Annotated in this window: 15 protein-coding genes; 4 read left to right on the top strand and 11 right to left on the bottom strand. The window is 38.7% G+C overall.

Features of this window, described 5'->3' with window-relative positions; all coding sequences use genetic code 11:
* Positions 1-3: 3 nt before the first annotated feature.
* From OC25_RS20960 to tgt, 4 genes are all read right to left on the bottom strand, one after another.
* Complete coding sequence (locus tag OC25_RS20960) at positions 4-2808, bottom strand: TolB-like translocation protein (protein WP_039480060.1); 2805 nt, start codon at positions 2806-2808, stop codon at positions 4-6.
* Between the two features lie 2599 nt (positions 2809-5407).
* Positions 5408-6286, bottom strand: a complete 879-nt coding sequence (locus OC25_RS20955) for a DMT family transporter (RefSeq protein ID WP_039480058.1) — start codon at positions 6284-6286, stop codon at positions 5408-5410.
* Between the two features lie 2 nt (positions 6287-6288).
* Positions 6289-7392 (bottom strand): LptF/LptG family permease, encoded by a 1104-nt coding sequence (locus tag OC25_RS20950; RefSeq protein WP_082018677.1) that lies wholly within the window; start codon positions 7390-7392, stop codon positions 6289-6291.
* 1 nt (position 7393) lies between these two features.
* Positions 7394-8524 carry a tRNA guanosine(34) transglycosylase Tgt gene (tgt, locus tag OC25_RS20945; RefSeq protein ID WP_039480055.1) on the bottom strand — a complete coding sequence of 377 codons (1131 nt, stop codon included), beginning with the start codon at positions 8522-8524 and terminating at the stop codon, positions 7394-7396.
* Positions 8525-8563: 39 nt separating this feature from the next.
* Here tgt and OC25_RS20940 point away from each other — a divergent pair, with 39 nt between their 5' ends.
* Together OC25_RS20940 and rsmG are read left to right on the top strand one after the other, a co-directional pair.
* Positions 8564-9781 (top strand): glycosyltransferase, encoded by a 1218-nt coding sequence (locus tag OC25_RS20940; RefSeq protein ID WP_167335422.1) that lies wholly within the window; start codon positions 8564-8566, stop codon positions 9779-9781.
* Positions 9782-9806: 25 nt separating this feature from the next.
* Positions 9807-10442, top strand: coding sequence for a 16S rRNA (guanine(527)-N(7))-methyltransferase RsmG (rsmG, locus tag OC25_RS20935; RefSeq protein WP_039480052.1), 636 nt, complete (start codon positions 9807-9809; stop codon positions 10440-10442).
* Here the strand turns inward: rsmG and OC25_RS20930 are convergent, their stop codons facing one another.
* From OC25_RS20930 to smc, 5 genes are all read right to left on the bottom strand, one after another.
* Positions 10443-12965, bottom strand: a complete 2523-nt coding sequence (locus OC25_RS20930; RefSeq protein ID WP_039480049.1) for a M56 family metallopeptidase — start codon at positions 12963-12965, stop codon at positions 10443-10445.
* Positions 12965-13336, bottom strand: a complete 372-nt coding sequence (locus OC25_RS20925; RefSeq protein WP_039480047.1) for a BlaI/MecI/CopY family transcriptional regulator — start codon at positions 13334-13336, stop codon at positions 12965-12967. The genes OC25_RS20930 and OC25_RS20925 overlap by 1 nt, the downstream gene beginning before the upstream one ends.
* Before the next feature lie 186 nt (positions 13337-13522).
* Positions 13523-14497: a M28 family peptidase gene (locus OC25_RS20920; RefSeq protein WP_039480044.1), complete on the bottom strand. Its 975-nt coding sequence runs from the start codon at positions 14495-14497 to the stop codon at positions 13523-13525.
* Positions 14498-14616: 119 nt separating this feature from the next.
* Positions 14617-14805 carry a hypothetical protein gene (locus OC25_RS20915; RefSeq protein ID WP_039480041.1) on the bottom strand — a complete coding sequence of 63 codons (189 nt, stop codon included), beginning with the start codon at positions 14803-14805 and terminating at the stop codon, positions 14617-14619.
* Positions 14806-15178: 373 nt separating this feature from the next.
* Positions 15179-18718: a chromosome segregation protein SMC gene (smc, locus tag OC25_RS20905; RefSeq protein WP_039480036.1), complete on the bottom strand. Its 3540-nt coding sequence runs from the start codon at positions 18716-18718 to the stop codon at positions 15179-15181.
* Positions 18719-18820: 102 nt separating this feature from the next.
* On the opposite strand from smc, the gene OC25_RS20900 reads away from it, so the two are divergent.
* On the top strand, positions 18821-19240 hold the full coding sequence (locus tag OC25_RS20900) for a hypothetical protein (RefSeq protein ID WP_039480034.1): 420 nt from the start codon (positions 18821-18823) through the stop codon (positions 19238-19240).
* A 246-nt stretch (positions 19241-19486) separates the two neighbouring features.
* Here the strand turns inward: OC25_RS20900 and OC25_RS20895 are convergent, their stop codons facing one another.
* Both OC25_RS20895 and OC25_RS20885 read right to left on the bottom strand, forming a co-directional pair.
* Complete coding sequence (locus tag OC25_RS20895) at positions 19487-21796, bottom strand: ATP-dependent helicase (RefSeq protein WP_039480220.1); 2310 nt, start codon at positions 21794-21796, stop codon at positions 19487-19489.
* A gap of 369 nt (positions 21797-22165) precedes the next feature.
* Positions 22166-22519, bottom strand: coding sequence for a winged helix-turn-helix transcriptional regulator (locus OC25_RS20885; protein ID WP_039480031.1), 354 nt, complete (start codon positions 22517-22519; stop codon positions 22166-22168).
* A gap of 81 nt (positions 22520-22600) precedes the next feature.
* On the opposite strand from OC25_RS20885, the gene OC25_RS20880 reads away from it, so the two are divergent.
* Positions 22601-23485 (top strand): NmrA family NAD(P)-binding protein, encoded by an 885-nt coding sequence (locus OC25_RS20880; protein WP_039480029.1) that lies wholly within the window; start codon positions 22601-22603, stop codon positions 23483-23485.
* Positions 23486-23501: the final 16 nt, after the last annotated feature.

Genomic DNA, 23501 nt, shown 5'->3' with positions numbered 1-23501 from the left:
GGTTTAAAAGCTATAATTAAATGAAAACTCTAATATCGGATTTTGATTGTAAATCTGGTTAACAAAAACCAATCGAGCTCCTAAATCTACAACAGGTTGGTAACGCAAAAGGTTTACGCTCGTGTTTAATTCTACCCCATAAGTTTTAGGATCGTTAAAGGTGGTACCCTTGCCAATATTCTCGTAATGGCAAAATAAGCCGGCCCTGAAATTTCTTACATAGGCCAGCGGACCAAGCTCCCAATCCGGAAAGGCAAATGGGAAACGGTAGTTCAGAAGCAGGCTGTTTTGCAATTTACTTTTCGCCTGGATATTGTTGTAGCCATACACCGTTGCAATTTCGGTTGCGTACTGGTTTACACCTGTTGCCTGCTGGTAATTGAAGCTCGCCAGCACCGAATGATTTTTGGCCAGTCCGGGGAAATACAGAAAACTTTCGAGCGCCAGAATTTCACCTTTCAGGTTAGTGTCAAAAGGCTGGTGGTTGTAGGTAATTCTGAAAACCTGAGCCCACTTTGGCGCGATGTCTCTTTCGGTAGTACGCACGCTGTGGTTAAAGGTGAAATTGTATTCCATCGGAAATTTAAGCCTGGTGATGAAATTGGTAGGCATGTTCTCCGGTTGGTAACGTTGTGTAAAACTGGTGGCCGCATTTAGGGTAAAAGCATAGTTCTCGTTACGCGCATTAAACGAAAGCGGGAGTGAGGCATTTAGTTTGATATAGTTCTCGCGCCAATCGCCTTGCTGTATTGCATTTTTAGCGCGGTAGAACGTGCGTTTTGGTCTGTTCCGGTATAAGATGCTCAATACAGGGTAAAGTGCTTTATAGCTAATGTCTGCCGTGTATTCGAAGCGCTTTAAATCGCGGTGGTATTTTGCTCCTGTGTAAAAGTCCATCGTGTTCAATAGATTGTTCGATTCGAGTTGTAAGCCAAAAACATATTCATTGTCGATAACCGGAATAATACTGTGGATGCTGAAAAGATTGAGCGCGGTATGATAAGGTTTAGATTGGTAGCTGCTGTCGGGAATATTTTCGAAAACGTTGCCTACCTGTTCTTGCTTTTCTGCTGCGGCTGCAAAATCAACAAAGGCATTTTCGCCGACCGGTTTTTCTTCAATCTGCTTTTCGGCAATTTCGTATCCGTTGATTTTGTAATCGTTGAAGACCATCTTTCCATCACTACTTTCGGTGGGGTTAAAGGCCCCGTATTTCGACGCACTGAGCGCGCTGATTTTTTTGCTGGCCAGATCAATAGCATAGATATTATCGATGCCATTAAAGTGCGCGTTAAAGGCAATCTTGTCGCCGATAAAAACCGGGCGACTTAATTGCTGTCTGCTGTTTTCGATCAATGCAGTTTTTTGCTCACCATCTTGCAACCATAAATTTTTTCCTTTTTCGTTAACACTGATGTAGGCGATTCTTTTTCCCGTTTGATCGAAGGATGGAGTCTGGATAATTTCGTTTTCAGGATTAGGATAAGTTTTTAAAACCTGTCCGGTTGAGGCGTCAAGTTCTACCAGGTTAAACAGGTTCTCTAATCCAACACTGGCTGCAATTATTTTCTTTCCATCGTTTGAAAGGCTGGGCGAGAAGAGCCGGCTTTTACTGCTTAATTTTTTGAATTTTTTAGTCTGAAAGTTGTAAGAACAAATAACGCTGTAGCTGCGCTGTTTGTATCGCGGGTCATAACGGATTTCATCCCAGATCAGGGTACCGTTTTTAAGGCTAAACCAGGGTTGTTCCTGATAGCCGATTCCAAACAATTTTTCTTCTGATTGATCCTCATTTATAATCACAAAATAACGTGCATCAGTTTTACTTTCTTTGAGCGCTAAAATTTGTTTTTCATTAAGTCTTACCGGTAAAAAATAATTCGTAGCCAAAGCAGTTTTTTTGTTCAAACTAGTATAGCTTTCTGTAGCCGATTTTTCCTCCTGTATTTTCCACTTTTCTGTAACCTGATCTTGCACCGACAGAAAATATTTTCGGGTGTTGGCTCCGGTATATTTTTTTAAGCTGTTCGAAAAAGGGTAAGGTCTTAACGGCCTTTTCCTGATGTCGCCCAGCAAGCTGTCGGAAATAAACTGCCCGTATTTTTCTTTCATGTTCGCTACCATTAAATAACCGGTTTGGTAGTAGCCCGGAGTAACGTCTTTGTTCGATCCGAAATAGGCTTTACTGTAGCTGATTTTTTTGCCTTCTAAAAGTGAGGCCCGGTAAGGCATGATCCAATTGGGCTGCCGGCCTCGTCCCGAGTAGGTCAGTGCGGTCTCGTTCACAACGGCATCACCCTCGAAAAACCAGGTGGGGATGGCTGCCCCAAAGTAAGCGAAGTAAACCAGCGCTGGAAAGGGATGTGCTTGCGTTCCTGTCAATTTGTCAAACTGCGCAATGTGCCTGAGCTCGTGTACGGCGAGGTTGTTAAGCCAGTCCTGGCTATCGAAAAACTGTGGAGGGGTAGCATAGAATTCAGACTTCTTTGGCCCTAGCTGAACAAAGCCATTTGCTACTGTTCCGCGGTTCTGTAGCAGGAGTGGAATACTCGTTTTTTGCTGCCTTAAACCCAGCCCGATTTTAGGGTAGATATAGGGTAGGGTATTGGCCATTCTTTGGGCTTCTTTTTCAAGTTCTCTCGGGTAGATGATTTTAAAGCCGCCCGATAAAATGTAGTTCCATTTTACACTAAGTGGGTTTTGTGCAGTGCTGAAAATCTGCCCAAAAACCGATGGTGAAATAAAACTTAAACTAAATGCACTTAAATAGCTGATAATTAATTTTTTGTTTGCTTTTTTTAAATTCATCTAAATTATATGCTAAAATATTTAGTATTTCAAAAATTTTAAGTTGTTCAAATTGTTAACTTTTAATTTAACTGTTTGTTTTTAAAATATTGATTTTTAATTGTTAATGATTTTTACTTAAATTGTTTAAATATCATTTTTGTTGAAAAATTTTTCCAAAAAATATGCCTTAATTGGTGTTATTAAAGCATTTTGTTTCTGTTGTAATTTGACGGTTTAATTTACACTTATTAATCGATTTTCTTCGAAAAAAAATCTCACTATTTTGAAAAATATATAATTGATTGAGGAATTTTTTACTTGAAAGAAGTGGGGAAAATCAGCGTGAATACGACTTTTGTGAGCCTGTTTTTAGTGTAGAAATGAGGTCTTAAGTCTAAGGTTTATCCAGTCATTTCAGACTTGAATAAGGATTAAAAATAGGTGCTTTTTGTCTGACAATGCTCTCGGGTTAACCTGTGTTTTGCTGCTCAATTTAATGCTGAACTTTAACTTTTTGTAGGCACTATCTGATTATGTTCCGGAGATTAATTATTGTGTTGGTGACAAAATGTCTGTTGTTTTTGAGCGCTGTTTGAGCTGTGATTTTAAGTTTGGGGTCTGAGACTTTGGGATGAAGAACCGGCTTTTGGTGAAGTTTTACCTTTTTGATCAGGTTGTTTTTAAGGCCGATTTTACCTTCTGATCAGTACTTTTAACTGGAAAAACAGGTCAGATTTCTTGTCCGGAAAAGTTCATCGACCTTTGAAATTGTATATTTTTGCTGTGCTATAAAGCCGAAAATTGAGCGAAATTTTAATTTGTAATGCCATTTCCTTGCGATATTCACCGCATTCGATGGTTTTATTGCTTTTTTTTGTATTAGGCTATTTTTAAGCGAAAAAGTGCCTTTATTGCTGCTTTAAGGCTGTTTTTGGCTCGTTTTTAAGTTTTTTAACTCATGCATGGATTCGCGCGATTTTTTAACCAAATACCTATGAAATACCCTTTTTTTACTGCAGAAAGGGAGTGTTTTTGTTCCTCATTTTGTACGATTTTTAACTTGTAATCTTGTTCTCTTTTGTCTGGAAAAAATGATTTTTGATGAACTCATTAAAGCTTTTTTACATATCGATTTTTTCTGAATCTTATACATGCCACGCTTTTAGATTTTATTGGTAAGGTATAATGAAATAAGTGATATGCTTTTTATAGCAGGTTTTTTATCGGAATATTTGTGCCCGTAGTACATTCTGTTTTGGGTGTTGAAATGCCCATTTATTTTTAGGAATAGCCTCTCAAATGACCAATATTTTGATGTATTTAATGTGTATAAAATGTGTTGTTTTGTACTGTGTTTTTGTGGTTTCTAACCTGAGCTTTTCCTTATGTTTTATAGCTGTTATTCACGATTTTTATGAGTGGTTTTTTTTGCTTTTTTTTGAGTGCTTATTTGTGTGTTTTTAGCGCTATTTTGTTGCTGGTTTTTATTGTCTTTTTTATCGTAATTTCTGAATGATATCTAAGGTTCGAATGTAGGATCAGATTTAGTTTTGAGGTAGATTATTTTGTCGGTTTGTATCGAAATCACAGACCTGTTTTAAACACTTCTTTCTTTTGTATTTTACTTCTTTAGTGCGAAGTTTTACATGGTTAAATTCGTGCATTCTTAATATTTTGTTTAGCACTTTATGTGTCGCTATTTTGTAAATGGCTAAATAAAATAAGGCATTAATTGGTAAGCGTAATGTGTAGTTGTTTTGATTTATTGTTTAGTATTTTAAGTCCAATGCTGTTGTTCTCTAATCAATTTGGATAGGATGTTCAGATGAATGTTGGCTTTTTTTAATACTGGTTTATTTTAGTTGAGCTGCATCATTAAATATTATTGTTTCCGCTTTTTTACTGCTGATTATGCTTGAAGAAATAGCTGTTCAAGCCTGAATCGGTATGCCCTTTTTTTTGCTTATCTGATCATAGATTTATGTTGTTTATCGGCTTGTTTTTTTTGCTGCTTGAGTGTTTTTGTTATTCTAAGTAAAAAGGTGAAAGACATGTTTTTGGATCAATGAATTCTTAAGAGTTATCTTTCGGTTTGGCCGTTTTAGAATAACGTTGTTTATTTAGATCCGGTTGATTTGATACGTTGTGCCAGAAATTTTTTCTGTCAATAATACGTGTTATTTAAGAAGGTTATTGAGTTGCTTTGGTAGATTCATTTTAGTTTTTCCCGCAGATTTAACAGATCTGTACGCAGATTGAAGACTGTATATAAGCGTTGATGAATTAAAGTATTAAGCATGATTCGAATTGTCAAGATGCAATACTTTTATCTTTTTTTGAGTCAGTATTATGGCATACTTTGACCATTTACTGCTGACTAAAATTCAAATTTTAAACCCCAATAATATTTGTTTTGACTAAATAATATCGCCTGACTTTTGGAGGTTTAAGCCTAAACGTTTATAGGTTTATCAGGCGATAAAGATAAGGTAAGTCATTCCCTTATACTCGTGATTTATTCCTGTAAATTGAGTTTATAGTACCGCACTGATGCTACAGAAATTGTATTCTTTCAAGGTATGAAATCGATAGAGAATTAGGTTTGTGCAGCTAATAATTACAGCTTGTTTTTTCTTTTTTTGTAGATGGGGTAAAGGAAGATTGAGCCCAGGATAATGGTTGCGCCAATGTAAAATCCTCCGGTCATTTGTTCTTTATTCTGGAAAAAAATGAATGCTAACAGGATACCATAAACAGGTTCTAAATTGGTAATTAAGGCAACCCTGAAGGCCGATAAAGTGCGCATAACCGATACACCTGCAACGTAGGCAACCGATGTACAGAGTGTACCCAGGAGAGCTAAATAAAACCAGTCGCTGGCATTTAAATTAAAGTGCATGCTCAATAAAGAACCATCGTAAAGGCGGTATAAAGTTATCCAGAAAAGGCCACCCAATAACTCATAAAAACCAATAGTTGAAGGCTCACTTTTTTGAACTAATGTTGAATTGATGATCGAAAAAAGGCTCGAAGCTACAGCTGCAAGTAGTCCGAAAATGATGCCCAAGGTATATTGTCCTTCAAATTTAAAGATCATGTAAATCCCTAAAATAATCAGTAAACCGATTAAAATATCGCCCATTTGTATCGGCTGTTTTTTAATCAACGGTTCTAAAATAGCGGTAAATAAAGTGAAAGAAGAAAGGCATACCAGCGTTACCGATACCGTAGAAACTTTAATGGCATGGAAGAAAAATATCCAATGGATGGCTACAATTGCTCCGGTTAAAAAGAACTGGATAAATTGTTTTTTGCTGATTTTAATGTTCTTTTTGGTGAGTAAAAACCAGGCGAAAAGTGTGCCTGCAGCGATTAATACCCGATACCAAACCATAGGTACAGCATCGATCGAAATTACCTTGCCCAGTACGCCGGTAAAGCCCCAGACAAAAACAGTAAGGTGAAGGATGAGCAGGTTCTTTTTGGTAGCGTCCATTGTTATTTTGGCGCTTTTCTAAGCAGGTAAAAACCCAGCAAGCCAAAGAATATGGTAGGTGTAATTACAGCCGCAAATGGAGGTAATCCGCCCTTGGTAGAGAACATTTGTGTAAACTGATTAAATACGATATAAGCGAAGCTAATGAAGATGCCGATACCCAATGATACCCCAACCCCTCCACGCACTTTACGCGACGACAGGGCTACACCAATAAGCGTAAGTACAAAGGCCGACAGCGGGTGCAGGTAACGTTTGTAACGCTCAAACTGGAGGTCGTTCATAACGCCCGTTCCGCGGATTTTTTCTTTCCTGATTTTGTCCGACAGTTCTTTGGTAGTTAGGTTTTGCACCACGTTATCATAGGCCGAAAAATCATCCGGACGCATATCTAATATAGTGTCTTTAAGCTTACCATTGCCATAAATCATAGTCTCTTTTAAGCCCTCAATTTTGCGGATGGAATAATTGGTTAACTGCCATTTGCGCTTAAGCGAATCCCATTTAATGTTTTCGGCAACAATCTTTTTGGTTAGCACATCGCCACTAAAATTATCCAGTGAAAAGCGATAACCCGAATTGGTTTTGTTGTCGAAATTATCAATGTAGATATAGGTTTTATCATCCAGTTTCATGTGGATGTTGGATTTTGTTGACGGGTCGTTACGCTTTACGTAGGTGTTTTCGAAACGGTTTTTTAACGTATTGGTGTAGGGTAAAATGTAAAGATTCGATAATAGGTTTGCAGAGAAAATGATGCTTGCAGATACCAGATATGGGAATAAAAAGCGGTTAAAGCTTACCCCACCACTTAATATGGGTACGATTTCTGTTTGATCGGCCATTTTAGCGGTAAAGAAAATTACAGCAATAAAATTGATCAGCGGCGAGAGCATGTTTACGTAAAAAGGGATAGAACCTGCATAATATTTAGATAAGATGCCCCAGAAACTAAGTCCGCTCTTCATGAAATCGTCCATCTTTTCAGAAAGGTCGAACACTACAATTATGATCACGAAAATAGCCAGTGTATATATAAATGTACCCAGATATTTACCGATAATGTACCGATCTATAATTTTAATGTTGCCTTTGATGATGTTCATTTTATAGCTTATTGCCTAATACTTTAACCATTTTGTTTTTCCACTCGTAAAATTCGCCCGCAATAATCTTCTCTCTGGCTTGTTTTACCAGCCATAAATAGAAGTGCAGGTTATGCAGGGTTGCAATTTGTGCGCCCAGCATTTCGTTGCTGTGTACCAGGTGCCTTAAATAAGCTTTTGTGGTTACCTGATCTGCATGCAGGTCACTTTCAGCATCCAAAGGAGAAAAATCATTCTCCCATTTTTTGTTCCTGATGTTAATGATTCCATTTCTGGTAAAAAGCATGCCATTCCTTGCATTTCTGGTCGGCATTACGCAATCAAACATATCAATACCCAGCGCTATATTCTCTAATATATTAATTGGAGTCCCAACGCCCATTAAATAACGTGGTTTATCAGCTGGTAATATATTGCATACCACTTCTGTCATGGCGTACATTTCTTCAGCGGGTTCACCCACCGATAAACCGCCTATGGCATTGCCTTCACGGTTCATACTGGCAATAAATTCGGCCGATTTAATTCTCAAATCTTTATATACAGAGCCCTGAACAATAGGGAAGAGTGTTTGATCGAAGCCGTATTTAGGCTGGGTATTGTCGAAATGGGTACAGCAGCGCTCTAACCAGCGGTGCGTCATTTTAATGGAGTTTGCGGCGTAAGTGTAATCGCAAGGGTATGGGGTACACTCGTCAAAGGCCATAATGATATCGGCACCAATGGTACGCTGAATATCCATGGCGTATTCGGGTGTAAAAAGATGCTTTGAACCATCGATATGCGAACGGAAAGTAACACCTTCTTCCTTAATTTTGCGAACTTTGCTTAAAGAATATACCTGATAACCACCGCTATCAGTCAAAATGGGGCGGTCCCAGCCAATAAATTTATGTAAGCCACCTGCTTTCTCCAGGATATCAAGCCCTGGTCTTAAATAAAGGTGGTAAGTGTTTCCGAGAATGATTTTTGCGTCAATATCATCTTTAAGCTCGCGCTGGTGTACGGCTTTTACCGTTCCGGCTGTGCCCACAGGCATAAAAATCGGTGTTTGTATTTCGCCATGGGCAGTGGTTACTGTTCCGGCCCTGGCTTTAGATAGTGGATCGTTAGCCTGTAAACTAAATTTCATATATTTTCCTCTTCAAAAATCTGCCAAAAATAGCAAAAAATGGGGTCATATTTTTGTTTAAATTTTTATCCACATAAAAGTGTTTTACAGATTAAAAATGAGAAATTTGCGCCTATTTATTTTACCATCGTGATATTAACCCCGCTTGAAATTATTCTGCTCTCCATATTGGGCTTCTGCCTTTTAGTTCAGCTTTATTACGTACTGTTTGTTCATTTAAAGCTGGCCAGGGTAAGTATAGAAGAAGTACCTGTATCGGCCAGAAAACCCATTAGTGTAATTGTTTGCGCCCGCAACGAAATTGCAAATCTGGAGCAATATCTGCCTGTTTTGCTGGAACAGGATTACTCTGAATTTGAGGTGGTTGTGGTTAACGATCGCTCGTGGGATGGTACAGAAGAATTCTTAGAAACTTTTGCAAAGCAGCATCACAACCTTAAAGTAGTTAAAATTTTAGATAACGATAAATTTATTGCGGGCAAAAAGTTCGCTGTTACGATGGGGATTAAAGCGGCTAAATACGACTGGCTGGTATTTACTGATGCCGATTGTATGCCTGCATCGGGCAACTGGTTAATGGATATGCAGCAACCTGCTGATGAGCAGACGGAAATTGTATTGGGCTATTCGCCTTACATGAAAAAGAGAAGCCTGTTAAATGCTTTGATCCGTTTCGAAACCTTTTTTACTGCAGTTAACTACCTATCTTTTGCGCTAAAAGGCATGCCTTATATGGGGGTTGGACGAAATATGGCCTACAAAAAATCGCTTTTCTTTAAGCATAAAGGCTTTGCAGCGCACATGCACATCCCTTCAGGCGATGATGATTTGTTTGTAAATGCACATGCTACCGCTTATAATACGGAGGTGCGCTTGCATCCCGATAGCCATGTATGGAGCGAGCCTAATAAAACCTGGGCAGGCTACCTGCGTCAAAAGAAACGCCATTTCGGGGCTGGAAAGTTATATAAACCGAAACACAAGTTTATTTTAACGGTTCAGATTGTATTCCAGTTTTTGTTTTACGCTTTTTTTGCGGGGTGTATGTTTTTAAGTCGTGAAGCACAGTATGTAGCCCTGGGAATCTTTGTGTTGAGCATCATCATCAGGTGTTTTATCTATCCAAAATTGCTTAAACGGTTAAACTATGGCGATTTACGTTGGTGGTTCCCGATTTTAGATATACTTTTGTTTTTGTTTTTAATCCTGAACGGATTTTTATCCATGTTTGGGAAGAAAAATGTAAAGTGGAAATAGTTCATAATCCTTTAGTAATTGCAATATGCCTGATGTAAAGCCAGATATCATTTTAAAATATTTTCCTGACCTAAGCGAAAAACAACTCGAGCAGTTTTCGCGGTTGTTTGATTTATATAGTTTCTGGAATGCACAGATCAATGTAATTTCTAGAAAAGATATTGAAGAACTCTACGAACGTCATGTGCTTCATTCATTGGGCATAGCTAAAATCTGTACGTTTAAAGCGGGCGAGTCGGTGCTGGATGTTGGTACTGGAGGTGGCTTTCCGGGTATTCCGCTAGCCATTTTATTTCCTGAAACACAATTTTACCTGGTCGATTCTATCGGTAAAAAAATTAAGGTGGTTAAAGAAGTTGCTGCCGCACTGGGTTTAACAAACCTGCGTGCCGACCATTTAAGGGCTGAGCAGGTTAAAGAGAAATTCAATTTCGTTGTCTCAAGAGCAGTTACGCGCCTGGGCGAGTTTTATCCCTGGATACAAGGCAAGTTTAAGAAAGAATCGCTTAATGCCATTCCAAACGGTATTTTGTATTTAAAAGGTGGCGATTTGGCCGAAGAGATTAAGGAATCTAAACTGAAAGCAGAACTGTATCCGCTTTCAGCTTATTTTGAGGAAGATTTCTTTGAAACGAAATACGTGGTATACGTGGCGCAGTAGTTATTTGATCTCTACAAAACCACTTTTTCCACCAACTACCTTTCCATTTTTTCTGAATACGAAGTTGTATGGATACTTTCCGTTTGGAAGTTCTTTAGCATACCAATCATTTTTGTAATTAGTAGTTTGGTAAAATGCTTTATCATAAGTGGAGTTGTAAATTGTCAATTCGGCAGCAGCACCTTCTGGTATACTAACATTTAATTTGTCATTTTTACTCTTAATTATTTCATCTTGATGAATTTCAAGGACCATTCTAGATCCTTTCTTCTCATCTACCTTTGTTGGGCTCTCTTTTATCCTAATTTCCTTTATTTCACCATCCGATTTTGCATCCATTGCTTTTTCGTAAGCTTTAATCGTAACTTCTTTTAAATTTTTATCAGATTTTGGTGCTGGTTTTATGTCTATAGTTTTATCTTTCTGTTTAATCGGATAACCCTGTACTTTTTTAACCTCCAAGGCTTTAATGGTTACCTCTTTTAAGCTTTTATCAGATTGCGGAGCAGCCTTGAGGCTGGTTGTTTGGTCTTTGGTTTGAATGGGATAGCCTTCAACCGTTTTAACTTCCATAGCTTTTTTATATCCCTTAATGATTACCTTTTGTATTTTTTTCTTTTTAGTTGTATCTCTTTCTACTGGAAGCGGAGGTGGAGAAACCTTAGCTAAATACATTAAATTATCTCCTGTAATTTCTACTGCTCCATTTTTGCCCTTTTCTTGGCCGTATTTCTTTGTAGCAGCCAATTGATTGAGATATTTTACTGAATTTGTATTCCTAACACCATAAAAAGTGCTATTATCGGTAATTGGTTTGCCATTAATTACGATATACCTCTGATCAATCATCACTGCTTTTTGAGTTTTACTGCTATACTCATTCTTTGGATAAAAAGAAGTTTGACTATCTACAGATGGAGGTAACTTAATCTGATCTTTCTTTACGATAGGTGGCTGCAAACAAAAAACTACGTTTTTTCCTGTAATTTCTACTGCACCAAATTGCCCTTTAGTTTTGCCATACTTTTCAGTTGCTTCTTTTGTCTTCAAAAACTTGATCTCGGTTGCGTCTGCAGCACCATAAAACTTATTTTTATCTGCTATTTCCTTTCCATTGATAATTACGACCCTTTTCTCTAGTGAAACATAATTGTATTTACCATCTCTTTTATAAGGTGGAAAATATGTTTTACTAATGGCAGGTGGTGGTAATATACCTTTATCCTGCATTATAAGCTGGCTTTTTAATTTTTGATTATCTTTTAGTTCAATTTTTCTCAAATCTCCATATTTTACTGTAGCTAATGTTTTTTTTAGTCGTATTGCCATGTTAATAGCACTATCAATTTTAGAAAATTCTTTTGTCCCTTTATAACAGTATCCTTCTTTAATATTTGTACCATTTGGTATTAGACTCCAATCTAATTCCATGAGGCTTTGACCGGTCTTAGTATTGTGTAAATAAACGGCGAACATATCTTTAGTATTTGCTTCAATATGTACATTATCTGTCGAGTTGGGCATTGGATTTAGATTGGTAGCAACTAATTCACTTTTTGTGAGTATTTCCCTGACTATTGTGCTATCTAAAGGACTAATTTTTCCAGATAAGTCCTCTGGCATCAAGTCCACAAAACCATAATCTTTTGTAAAAGCCATGGTAGAAATACACAATATCCCTGCAGTAACTGGCAACACAAGTAGCAGTTTGAGCCTGGCCCAACGCGCTGATTTCTTTTGGTTTAACATATTAATTCTCTTTTTTAAAATTGATGAACTGAATATTTGGTTAGTTAAGGTTAGGTTTTGGATACCAGTTGAATTTTGGATCAAAAACATGGCGTAGTGATATTTTTCTACATCGTACTTAGTTGTTTCTTCGTCGGCCAGATACTCGTGAATTAACTTAATATCTTTTTTAACGAGATAAACGATTGGGTTAAACCAGTTGATGATTTGGATGATTTCGAATAACAAGACATCCAAACTATGTTTTTGTTTAATGTGAACCAGTTCATGTTTCAGTATGGTATTTTTTTCGGATAAATCAGGATCAAGAAAGAGGAGCTTGAAGAATGAAAAAGCTATTTTAGAACCCTTTAGATCTATTAATTTGACTCCATTATCCAGTTTAACAGATGGTAGTTTGCGCATACTGATGATTTTGGATAAGTTGAAAAGCATTTTAAGCAGAAATACAATAGTCACCAGACTATAAATCGCGATAATCGCATTATCAATGGTGAAGATACTGGACTGATAACTTTCTAATGGCAGGTTTTCTGTCACTATGACTGGGCTGACAACCATTTCAGGGGTGGGGGCTGCGGTAATTTGTTCGATTACAGGTGCTTTTAAGAAACCGAGCTGAAAAAATGGAAGAAGAAAAGCCACTATTGAGCTGAAAATTAAATAACTTCTATTTAATCCGTAAAAGGTTTCGCGATGAAGGAACAATCTGTAAAAACCGTAAAATATTACGAGATACAGATTGGCTTCGAGTAAGTAATATAACCAGTTCATCACTTGTTGTTTTTAAGTTTTTCGGCCAATTGAATAATTTCATCAAGTTCTTTGGTACCCATACTTTTTTCATTTACCAGGAATGAAACCAGACTTTCGTAAGAGTTTTCGAAATAATTGTTCATCACTTTATTTAAAGCAAAGCGTTTATAATCAGTTTCTTTGATAATAGGGAAGTAGATATAGGTATTACCAATGGCTTTATGATCGACAAAGCCTTTGGTTTCTAAAACCCTGATTACCGTTGAAACCGTATTGTAAGCCGGTTTGGGCTCGTTCATCTTCTCAATTACATCTTTTACAAGGGCTTCGCCCATTTCCCAAAGGATAAGCATAATCTGTTCTTCTGCTTTTGTGAGTTCTTTTATCATGGTAACTATTTTTATAGTTTGCTTAAATGAAGTTAATACTATAAAACTAGTTTTCAAACTATTTTTATAGTATTTGTTTTAATTAGTTGATAATCAGTTAATTATTTTTATTTGAAAATATTGGCGCATAAAAAAACCTGCACTAGGGCAGGTTTTAATCTTTTTGGAGGGTAACGAATTACAGCATTAAAATTTCTGCGATTTTTGAGGGTTATCCATCATAATCATTTTGTCTTTAAGTAATTGCTGCAAGCCAGATTGAGCATCAATGCGTTTTACTACATCCAATACCACACCGGCTGCTTTACTAAAAAAGGCTGGGGTAATGGTGCTATACTCGTCTGTTGCTTTGTGGTAATCTTTATGATCTTCTACACCAAAATACAGGAAGGGGATGTTTTTGGCATTAAAAGCACCCTGATCGCTTTGGTTGGTCCAGTCGTCGTGCCCTTGTTTAGGGTCATCGTGCCCTAAAATTACTTTAATATTGGTTCGGGTGGTATCAATATATTGCTTTAAATCCGGATACTTAAAAGTGCCACACACGTACAATTCGCCTTTATCACTATGGCTAATCATATCCATATTCAGGTTAATGGCAATGGTGTTAACCGGTACCGGAGGATTGGCTACAAAGGCCTTCGCGCCCTGTAAGCCCATTTCTTCGGCATCAAAAGCTGCGAAAATGATCGTGTTGTTGGGTTTGTTTTTGGCGTAATAGGCTGCAATTTTTAGCAATCCGGCCGTACCCGATGCATTATCGTCGGCACCGTTAAAAACCTCATCTTTAATTACGCCTAAATGGTCGTAATGTGCCGAAACAACGATTACATTATTACTTTTTCCTGGAATATAGCCAATAATGTTGGTTCCGTTTACTTTGGCGCTGTTTCTGCTGTTAAAGGTAAATTCCTGAGCATAGTTTACATGTTGCGGATAGGATTTTAAACCCAGTTTCTGAAAACGTGCGATAATATAAGCCCGCGCCATTTCTGCCCCTTTCGTACCTGTCTTCCGGCCCTGATAAGCATCTGAAGACAATACTTCTACATCTTTTAACAATTGGGTATCAAGCTTTTCGTTTCCAGTTGTACTTTGGTTCTTTACTGATGAACAACAACTTAGCATCATGGCTAAGGGAATGATATAGAGGATTTTCATGTTTATAACTGGTGTTGACGTGTTGATCCCGTACTTTAGCTAAGCCTTATTGGCTAAAAGATTGCTTCGTACCTCGCAATGACGTAGTATTTAAATTATTTGGAATTATTTCCGTGAAACTATAATGGATTGTTAAAATTATCTGGAATAGAAATTTTGCCTTTCAGTGCACCAGGTACTCTTTTCGTCAGAATTGGTTTATCTTCTGTAAAGAAAGTAACAATCACCTCTGTCTTTGTTTGAACAGGAGGTTTTTCCTTTAAGATAATCTTTCCCTTTTCGTAATATCCTTTAACAGTGGCTAACATATCCTTAAGTTATAATAACAAATATACATTTTTTGCTATGCTATTCAAACGAGGTTTTTAGGAAGATATTACTTGTTTCACTAAGAAAGGCGCAAATGTATATACCTGGTTGTCTATCGAAAAAGTAACGGGTTAAAATTGCCTCGCAGTATATGTTTTTAAAGATTATTAATTATTGGCGTATAGCAAGGAAAACGTTGTTAAAAGCACTGTATTGCGTTTATAAACCTGATGGCAACGGCAGACCGAGCTTTTCGCGAGGCTATAGTGAACAGCAGGACGCAAGGCCGCCAAAAGTTGTTGCTTCCATTTTCAAATTGCTTAAAAGATTGCTCTGCTATAATTTGTAGACTTAGTTTTGGTCTTTTTGCTTTTACGCGGCTACTTCTCTTAAATCGACAGCAACTACGCGAGAAACACCCTGCTCTACCATGGTTACGCCATAAATAATATCGGTACTGGCAATGGTACGTTTATTATGCGATACAATGATAAACTGCGACTGATCGGAAAATTTACGGATAATATTGTTGAATTTGTCGATGTTGGTATCGTCTAGCGGTGCATCAACCTCGTCAAAAATACAGAATGGGGCTGGCTTTAACAGGTAAAGCGAAAACAGCAAGGCAGTTGCAGTTAAGGTTTTTTCACCACCCGATAACTGGTTGATAGATAGTGGTCTTTTGCCTTTCGGACGGGCAACAATATCAATATCAGCTTCCAATGGATTGTGGATGTCGGATAAAATCAGGTCGCAGCTGTCTTCATCGTTAAATAAAGAACGGAAAACCACGATAAAATGCTCGCGCGCCTGGGTAAAGGCCTGCATAAATTTGTCTTTTGCAGTATCGTCTATCTCTTTGATGGTTTGTAAAAGATCGGTTTTGGCTGCATTAAGGTCTTTTTTCTGGTTTTGGATAAAGACATAGCGCTCTTCCATTTCTTTGAAGGCCTCCATGGCCATCGAGTTGATGGCGCCAAATTCATCCAGCTGGCGTTTCATTTTTTCTACCTTCTGGCGGATTTCAAATTCGCTTTCCAGCGCTTCAATTTCGGTCTCTGTCTCTAAAAGATCATTGATATCAATGTTGAATTCAACTGCCAAACGTTCTTTTAAGGCATTCAGATCGATTTTTAAAGCATTCTTTTTATCCTTAATTTCAGTTAAAAGGAAATCGGTTTCTTCGCGGTTTTTGCGGATGTTGGTTAAATCAGTTTCTACCTGATTAATATTGCCTTTAATTTCGAAATACTCTTTTTCTGCCTCAGCAAGCCCTTTTTCCATTTCCTCACGCTGCTGATACATTTCTAAAAGGGTATCGTCGTTCAGGTCGGTGTGCTGCAGGGTGGCTGTAATTTGGGTAAGCGCTTCCTGTAATTCTTTATCGTTTTGGGCAATGCGTTTGTTTAGTGCTTCTTCCTGCACAAAGCGATAATCGAGGTCTTTTTCTAAACCCGACAACTTGTTTTGTTGCTGGTGAAAACGGAGGTTATCCTGATTGTATTTGCCAGCGTTATCGTTTACCAGATCGGCAATTTCCTGGTAATTAAGTTGTTGTTCCTGCAGGTTAACATGGTCTTGCTGCTGTTTTTTCTGCAACTCTACCAATGCCGGCAACTTTTCTGAAAGCGATTTTTCTATCGATACAATTTTTTGTGCGATATCTATTTTGCGGTTTTCGCTGGTCGTAATAAACTCCTGATACTGATCGCGGCGTGTTTGAACAGAAATATGCTCGTTGTTTAAACGGTTCATTTCCTGTTGCAAAGCACTAATCTGGTTAATTTTTGAAGCTTCTTTCAAATTGAAAATCTGATCGGTTTCCATTTTAATGGCTTCGTTATATTTATTAATCAGCGATTCTGAAGCTTTAATTTCTTTCGCCAGATTTTCTAAATTCTTGGCCCTACCAATCCTTTTTCCCTCAAATAAACCTACAGATCCACCTGCAAGAGTGAATTTAGTCTGCGCATATTTTCCGTTTTTGGCCAAAACGGTTAAGCCATCGCCCGGAGTTGCTTTAAAACGACTTTCTTGTTCGTTAACGGCGATATACACGTTTTGCAACAGTAAAGTGCAAAGATGCTGGTACTTTTTATCTACTTCAGTTACCGATAAAGCTGATACCAAACCCTCATGTTCGGCCAGGTTAGGGGTTTTATCGGGTATGTTTTCTAAAATAAAGAAATTGGCTCGGCCACGGCTGGCATCTGTAAGGAGGTTAATCGCCTCAACGGCATCTGCATATTTCTCAACCACATAATGGTTCATTACCGGCTCCAGATAATTTTCTATCGCAATGCGGTAATCTTCGTTACAGAATAGAATATCAGAGAGGAGTAGGGCTGTTTTGGCAAAAGAAGTATTCTTTTTTAAGAAACGGATAGATTCAGGAAAACCTTCCAGACTGTCAACCAGTGATTTAGTGAGGTTGTATTCGTTTTGTTTGGCATCTTTTTTCCGGTTTTCTGCCGTTAGTTTTTCCTTATTCGAACTCAGGTTAGCTTCTGAAGTGGCCAATTGGGTTTTCAGTACTTCTTCTGCTTCGGTAAGGTTTTTAATGTTTGCCTGCTTTTCCCTTACCTGAATATCAAGCTCGGCCAAAGCATGGTCAAAGGCTTTTAATTCTAAGGTTTTGGTTTCGGTATCATCAACATTGCGGTTGGTTTCCTGCACCAGCGCATCTTTCTGGATGTTAAAAATATCAATTTCCTTTTGCGACTGATAAACTGTGCTTTGCAGCTCATTCAGCGATTTTAAGAGGTTATCGATCCGGTTTTTCTCAGTTTGCTGTTGCTCACGGAGGGTATCCAAAGTCGATTTTAGCACTTTTAAATCCGATTCGAGACGGTTAAAAACCTCTGTTTCGGTTAAAATTTCCTCATTAAGGCGCTTAATATTGTATTTAATGTGGTTAACTTGGTTTTTATCCTTTTCCAGCTCACCCGATAAACGTGTTTCTTTCTCCTGTAAAAAACGCATTTGTTCGTTCTTTACTTTCTTTTCACTCTCGTAAGCACGTATTTTGGAAACAAACTCGTTGGTGGCCTTTTGTTGCACGGAAAGGTTTTTCTCCTGACTGATGCTGCCTACCTTAAGTTTTTGCAAATCGGCCTCTCCGGTATCTATTTTGGTGCTCAACTCGGTTCGGTTAAGCATTTGCTGCTGCTCCTGAGTTTCGAGTGCCCCTAAATCGGTACGGAAAAAGGCAATACGGTGCGCAGCCAGCTGTATACTCAGCTCGCGGTACTGTTCTTTCAGCTTATAATAGCGTTCAGCTTTACGCGCCTGGTTTTCGAGTGTTTTCAGGTTTTTTTCAATTTCGAAAAGTAAATCTTCTACACGCTCTAAATCGGCTTCGGTATCTTTTAGTTTACCAAAGGTTTGTCTTTTGCGGAGTTTATATTTCGAAATACCCGATGCCTCTTCGAACAAGGATCTGCGGCTATGCTCTTTATTGGTAATAATTTCATCGACCATTTTCAGCTCAATAATCGAGTAACTATCGGAGCCAATCCCGGTATCGAGAAAAAGGTCGGTAATATCTTTTAACCGGCACTGTACATCATTTAAGCGGTATTCGCTATCACCGTTCCGGTACAATTTTCGGGTCACGGTAACCTGCGAATAAGCAGTAGGTAAGATGTTTTTCGTATTATCGAAACTAAGCGATACTTCGGCAAGCTGTGCCTGTTTACGGTTTTTGGTACCATTGAAAATGATGTTCTCCATCTTTTCTGATCGGAGTGCTTTGGTGCTTTGTTCACCCAAAACCCAACGCATGGCATCAATTACATTCGATTTTCCACAACCATTAGGACCCACAATAGCCGTAACCCCTTCATTAAAGTTGATGGTTACTTTATCGCCAAAGCTCTTGAAGCCCTTGATTTCTAACTTGGTAAGTTGCATGGTTTGTATTCGGAAAAACCGACCCCAATATTAAGGATAATTTTGGGCTTTCGGGGCAACAAATTTAAAAAAATAAGCCATATTTGGTCGTAGAATCAATTTATGGAGATAACATCTTTTTATACAGGCTATCGTACAGCACAGGGTGATAAAATTTATCTGGGCGATAAAATCAGAGGTAAGTTTTTCTACAAAATGCAGGTTCAGTACGAAATGGAAACACAGTCTTTTGTACTGATATCGCAAAATCCGCAATCGCCTTACCGGAAATACCTTATCGCTGATCTGGAAAAAATTAATGGTTTAAATATTGTTGGCAATCAATTGTTTTTTAAAGAACCGGAAGTGGGCGAAAAAGTTAAAATTACTGTCGATAATAAAGGAGATGATTTCCCCTTTGGTAGTTTGGTAGAGGTTACGGAAGTTAAAGATGATTGGAATATAACGGCTAAATCTTTAGCTAACGGGCAGTTGGTGCAGCTTAAAAATGGTGAGTTTTTGGAAGATAGGTCTGGTTGGTAGAGGTATAAGTCTATTCGGGATCGTCATTTCGAGCGGAGTGCAACGCAGTCGAGAAATCTGCATAGATAGAAATAGATTTCTCCATTCCGCCACCGGTGAAGAACCGGCCGGCTCCAGTCGAAATGACGATTTTTCTATAGGGTCTGTCAATAATAGCCTGTCGAAGGACCAGTTAAATGGTTAACTAGCGTTTCGACAGGCTCAGCGTGACAAACTTATGTTTGACTAACTAATAGTTGATTTTTACTACTTCACAATCATTAATTTCGCAAACTTGAGCAACAATTGTTTATTGCCCAGTCCCTGAAAAAATACCGTAGCCTTAACATCTGGCAGCGATCCTTCTAAACTGATGATCTTTCCAAAACCGAATTTTTCGTGTTCTACTTCCATGCCATTCTGAAATTCGTGCGGCTGTGATGGTGTAAAACCAGGTGTGGGTACGTGTGCCTTAGCTAAAAGCGAAGTGGTTTTAGGGCGTACAGGAGGGGTAGAAGTCGTTGTATTACCGGCACCGGCTGGTTTAGGCTTGCTAAAGAAATCGCGCGGCTGTGAGGTCCAGGTTTTGCGTTCATCGTCAAAACTACCTTCAATTGAATTCGATCTGGATGGTTTAACATCCAATTCTAAAAACTTAGGGTTAATTTCGTTAATGAAACGGCTTGGTTCGCAGTTGGTTAGGGTTCCCCAGCGATAACGCGAAGTAGCGTAAGTTAAGGTTAGTTTTACCTCAGCTCGGGTAATGGCCACATAAAACAAACGGCGTTCCTCTTCTAAATCGGTACGGTTGGTTAGCGACATTTGCGAAGGGAAAAGATTCTCTTCCAAACCAACTATAAATACGTTTTTAAACTCCAATCCTTTTGATGAGTGGATGGTCATGAGCGAAACACTATCCTTGTTTTTATCGCCGTCTTTATCGTCATTGGTTAAAAGGGCAACATCCTGCATAAAAATCTCGAGGCCTTTTTCCTCAATATCTTCACGTTCGGCAAATTCCTTAATACCGTTTAATAATTCCTGGATATTTTCGTAACGGCTGCGGCCCTCAACACTATCATCGGTATACAATTCTTTTAAAATACCCGCATGCTGGGCAATAAATAATGCCGCATCGTAGGCATCAAGTTTTTTGGCCTCGGCCTGAAAACTTTGTACCATGGTAGCAAAATCGTTAAGCTGGTTAGCCAAACGGCCATCTACATACATGTGCGCATTGGCAATCACCTCCCACATGGTTTTACCATGCTGATCGGCAGCTACAATAATTTTATCTACCGAGGTATCGCCAATACCACGTTTGGGATAGTTAATTACCCTTTTTATCGCTTCTTCATCCTTCGGATTAAAAGTTAAACGGAAGTAAGCAATTAAATCTTTAATCTCTTTACGCTGGTAGAAAGACTGACCACCAAATATTTTATAAGGGATGTTTAATTTCCGTAAGCCTTCCTCCATGGCCCTGCTTTGGGCATTGGTACGGTACAAAATGGCAAAATCGCTATGATGAAGTCCTTTGCTTGTCCGTTCCTGAATAATGGCTTCGGCTACCAGTTTACCTTCTTCGTTATCTGTAAAAGCACGCGAAACCTTAACGCGTTCGCCGGGTTCGTTATCCGAAAATACATTCTTTTCGAGCTGGTTTTTATTGTTGGCAATAATACTGCTCGCTGCATCAACAATATTTTGGGTAGAGCGGTAATTCTGCTCTAACTTATATACTTTTAAATCCGGATAATCGCGTTCGAAATTTAAGATGTTCTGGATATTGGCTCCACGGAATGCATAGATACTCTGCGCATCATCACCCACTACACAGATATTCTGATAAGCTGCCGCCAATTTTTTTACGATAGTGTACTGCGAAAAGTTGGTATCCTGGTACTCATCCACCATCAGGTATCTGAATTTTTGCTGGTATTTATTCAGTACATCCGGGTGTTCTTTCAGGAGGATATTGGTTTTAAACAGTAAATCGTCAAAATCCATCGCACCAGCCCTGAAACAACGTTTAGCATAAGTTTCGTAAATCTGGCCTAACAGCGGACGTTTATTCTGGATATCCTCGGCCTGGATCTGATCGTTTGCCTGGTACTCGCCCCACGAAATCAGGTTGTTTTTTGCCGAAGAAATGCGGCCATAAACAAAATTCGGGGCATATAATTTATCATCCAGCTGCATCTCTTTTAAGATCGCACGGATTACACTCTTGGTATCGTCGGTATCGTAAATGGTAAAATTGCTCGGATAGCCTATTTTTTCGGCCTCTACACGCAAAATTTTCGCAAAAACAGAGTGGAAGGTTCCCATCCAGATGTTTTTTGCTTCGGCGCCAACCACTTTACTGATACGCTCACGCATATCTTTACTCGCTTTGTTGGTAAAGGTAAGTACCAATATGTTAAACGGATCGGTACCGGTTTGGATAAGGTGGGCCACGCGGAAGGTAATTACGCGGGTTTTACCAGATCCGGCACCTGCAACAATCATTACCGGTCCTTTTGTATTCTCTACTGCAGCTCTTTGCTGCGGGTTTAATCCTTCTAAATAATCCAATTCGGCTCCTATTTTTTTGAGGTTCAAAAATAAGAAATCAAAAGCTTTTTATTGAATTTGTGGAGAAATAGAACCTGATTTTCTTTGAAAAGTAAAACTTGTATATCACAGCAACAAGCAATATACCATGGTTTTGTATGCCGGTAAAGGCTTGCTGATCTTTAAGAAAAGCCAGGTTTGGTTTTCATAGCAACCATAGTCCTTTGCTTCGCTCATACGCCTGCAGGCCTTCTGCTCTGAGCCGGTATCCGCTTCGCCAAGGTTTAGGTAAATTAAGCCTATGCTGCTATTAACGGTGTTAAAATCCAAATGCCTGTAAATGTTGCCTTTCGGTGCTAATTTATAAGCGATTTTATCGCATTTCCTGATTTAAACCGAACCATTTTTCACTGCCCAATCTACCATAGAGTCGAGTACGGTAAAAAGATCTTCTCCAGGTTTGGTTAAGCTATAAGTAACAACAGGAGGAACAACGGCTTGGGCATCCCGGTACACAATATCATCGGCCTGTAACTGTTTTAAATGCTGAATCAGCATTTTTTCGGTAATCTGCGGAATGGCCCGTTTCAGTTCACTGTAGCGTTTTGGCCCGCTCATTAAATGATAGATAATAATAGGCTTCCAGTAACCGCCAATTTTTTCCATTACAAAGGTTACGGGGCAGCTGGTTAATGCCACGCCCTTGTTAAAATTTCTGGTCGAACTCTCTTTAATCGCTGTCATGGTTACATACTTTGGGGTAAGTACTTGTATAAAAGTAAGTACAAATATAGCTTTGTATCCATAATTTAAAAACAAAATATCATGAAAATCACATTAACAGGATCGTTAGGAAATATTACCAAACCACTTGCCGAAATTTTAGTAGCCAAAGGCCACGAAGTAAAAATTATCAGCAGCAATCCCGATCGGGCCGAAGCCATTAAAGCATTGGGCGCTATTCCGCTGATTGGAAGCGTGGCCGATACCACATTTTTAACTGCTGCTTTTACTGGTGCCGATGCCATTTATACCATGGTACCGCCAGATTTTTCTGCACCTCAGTTCAAGGCTTATATCAGCGAAACCGGTAAAAATTATGCTGCAGCCATTCAGCAATCGGGTGTTAAAAAAGTGGTGAATTTAAGCAGTGTAGGTGCTGATTTGCCAGATGGAACCGGACCAATTGCCGGATTACACCAGGTAGAAAATACTTTTGCCCAACTGGATGGCGTAGCCATTAAACATTTACGCGCAGGTTATTTCTTCATTAATTTCCTGGCCAATATCGATATGGTTAAACATGCCAATATTTTAGGTTCCAACTTTGGTGCCGATGCAAAATTAGTGCTGGTTCACCCACGTCATATTGCAAAAGTTGCGGCCGAAACATTGGAAAGTGAATTGAGCGGGAAAAGTGTATTATATGTAGCTAATGACGATCAAAGCACACCTGCCGATGTAGCTAAAGCTTTAGGAACCGTTGTTGGTAAACCCGAATTGCCATGGATAGCATTTAGCGATGAAGATGCATTTAACGGCATGACTGGCGCTGGTTTACCTGAAGAAATTGCCAAAAATTACGTAGAAATGGGCGATGCCATCAGAAGTAACAAGCTTTTTGTAGATTATTACAAAAACAGGCCGGTTTTGGGCAGTACCAGCCTTCAGGATTTTGCCACTGAGTTTGCTGCTGCTTACAATAATTAGCACAAAAACAGTTGCC

It is taken from the genome of Pedobacter kyungheensis (assembly GCF_000812965.1).
GTDB classification, from domain to species: Bacteria; Bacteroidota; Bacteroidia; order Sphingobacteriales; family Sphingobacteriaceae; genus Pedobacter; species Pedobacter kyungheensis.
The sequence above is the reverse complement of the archived record's forward strand: the minus strand, read 5'-3'. Positions and strand labels throughout refer to the sequence as shown.

Coding starts and splice junctions, on each gene's coding strand:
- OC25_RS20960 (WP_039480060.1), bottom strand. CDS start 2,808: ATGAATTTAAAAAAAGCAAACAAAAAATTAATTATCAGCTATTTAAGT.
- OC25_RS20955 (WP_039480058.1), bottom strand. CDS start 6,286: ATGGACGCTACCAAAAAGAACCTGCTCATCCTTCACCTTACTGTTTTT.
- OC25_RS20950 (WP_082018677.1), bottom strand. CDS start 7,392: ATGAACATCATCAAAGGCAACATTAAAATTATAGATCGGTACATTATC.
- tgt (WP_039480055.1), bottom strand. CDS start 8,524: ATGAAATTTAGTTTACAGGCTAACGATCCACTATCTAAAGCCAGGGCC.
- OC25_RS20940 (WP_167335422.1), top strand. CDS start 8,564: ATGGGGTCATATTTTTGTTTAAATTTTTATCCACATAAAAGTGTTTTA.
- rsmG (WP_039480052.1), top strand. CDS start 9,807: ATGCCTGATGTAAAGCCAGATATCATTTTAAAATATTTTCCTGACCTA.
- OC25_RS20930 (WP_039480049.1), bottom strand. CDS start 12,965: ATGAACTGGTTATATTACTTACTCGAAGCCAATCTGTATCTCGTAATA.
- OC25_RS20925 (WP_039480047.1), bottom strand. CDS start 13,336: ATGATAAAAGAACTCACAAAAGCAGAAGAACAGATTATGCTTATCCTT.
- OC25_RS20920 (WP_039480044.1), bottom strand. CDS start 14,497: ATGAAAATCCTCTATATCATTCCCTTAGCCATGATGCTAAGTTGTTGT.
- OC25_RS20915 (WP_039480041.1), bottom strand. CDS start 14,805: ATGTTAGCCACTGTTAAAGGATATTACGAAAAGGGAAAGATTATCTTA.
- smc (WP_039480036.1), bottom strand. CDS start 18,718: ATGCAACTTACCAAGTTAGAAATCAAGGGCTTCAAGAGCTTTGGCGAT.
- OC25_RS20900 (WP_039480034.1), top strand. CDS start 18,821: ATGGAGATAACATCTTTTTATACAGGCTATCGTACAGCACAGGGTGAT.
- OC25_RS20885 (WP_039480031.1), bottom strand. CDS start 22,519: ATGACAGCGATTAAAGAGAGTTCGACCAGAAATTTTAACAAGGGCGTG.
- OC25_RS20880 (WP_039480029.1), top strand. CDS start 22,601: ATGAAAATCACATTAACAGGATCGTTAGGAAATATTACCAAACCACTT.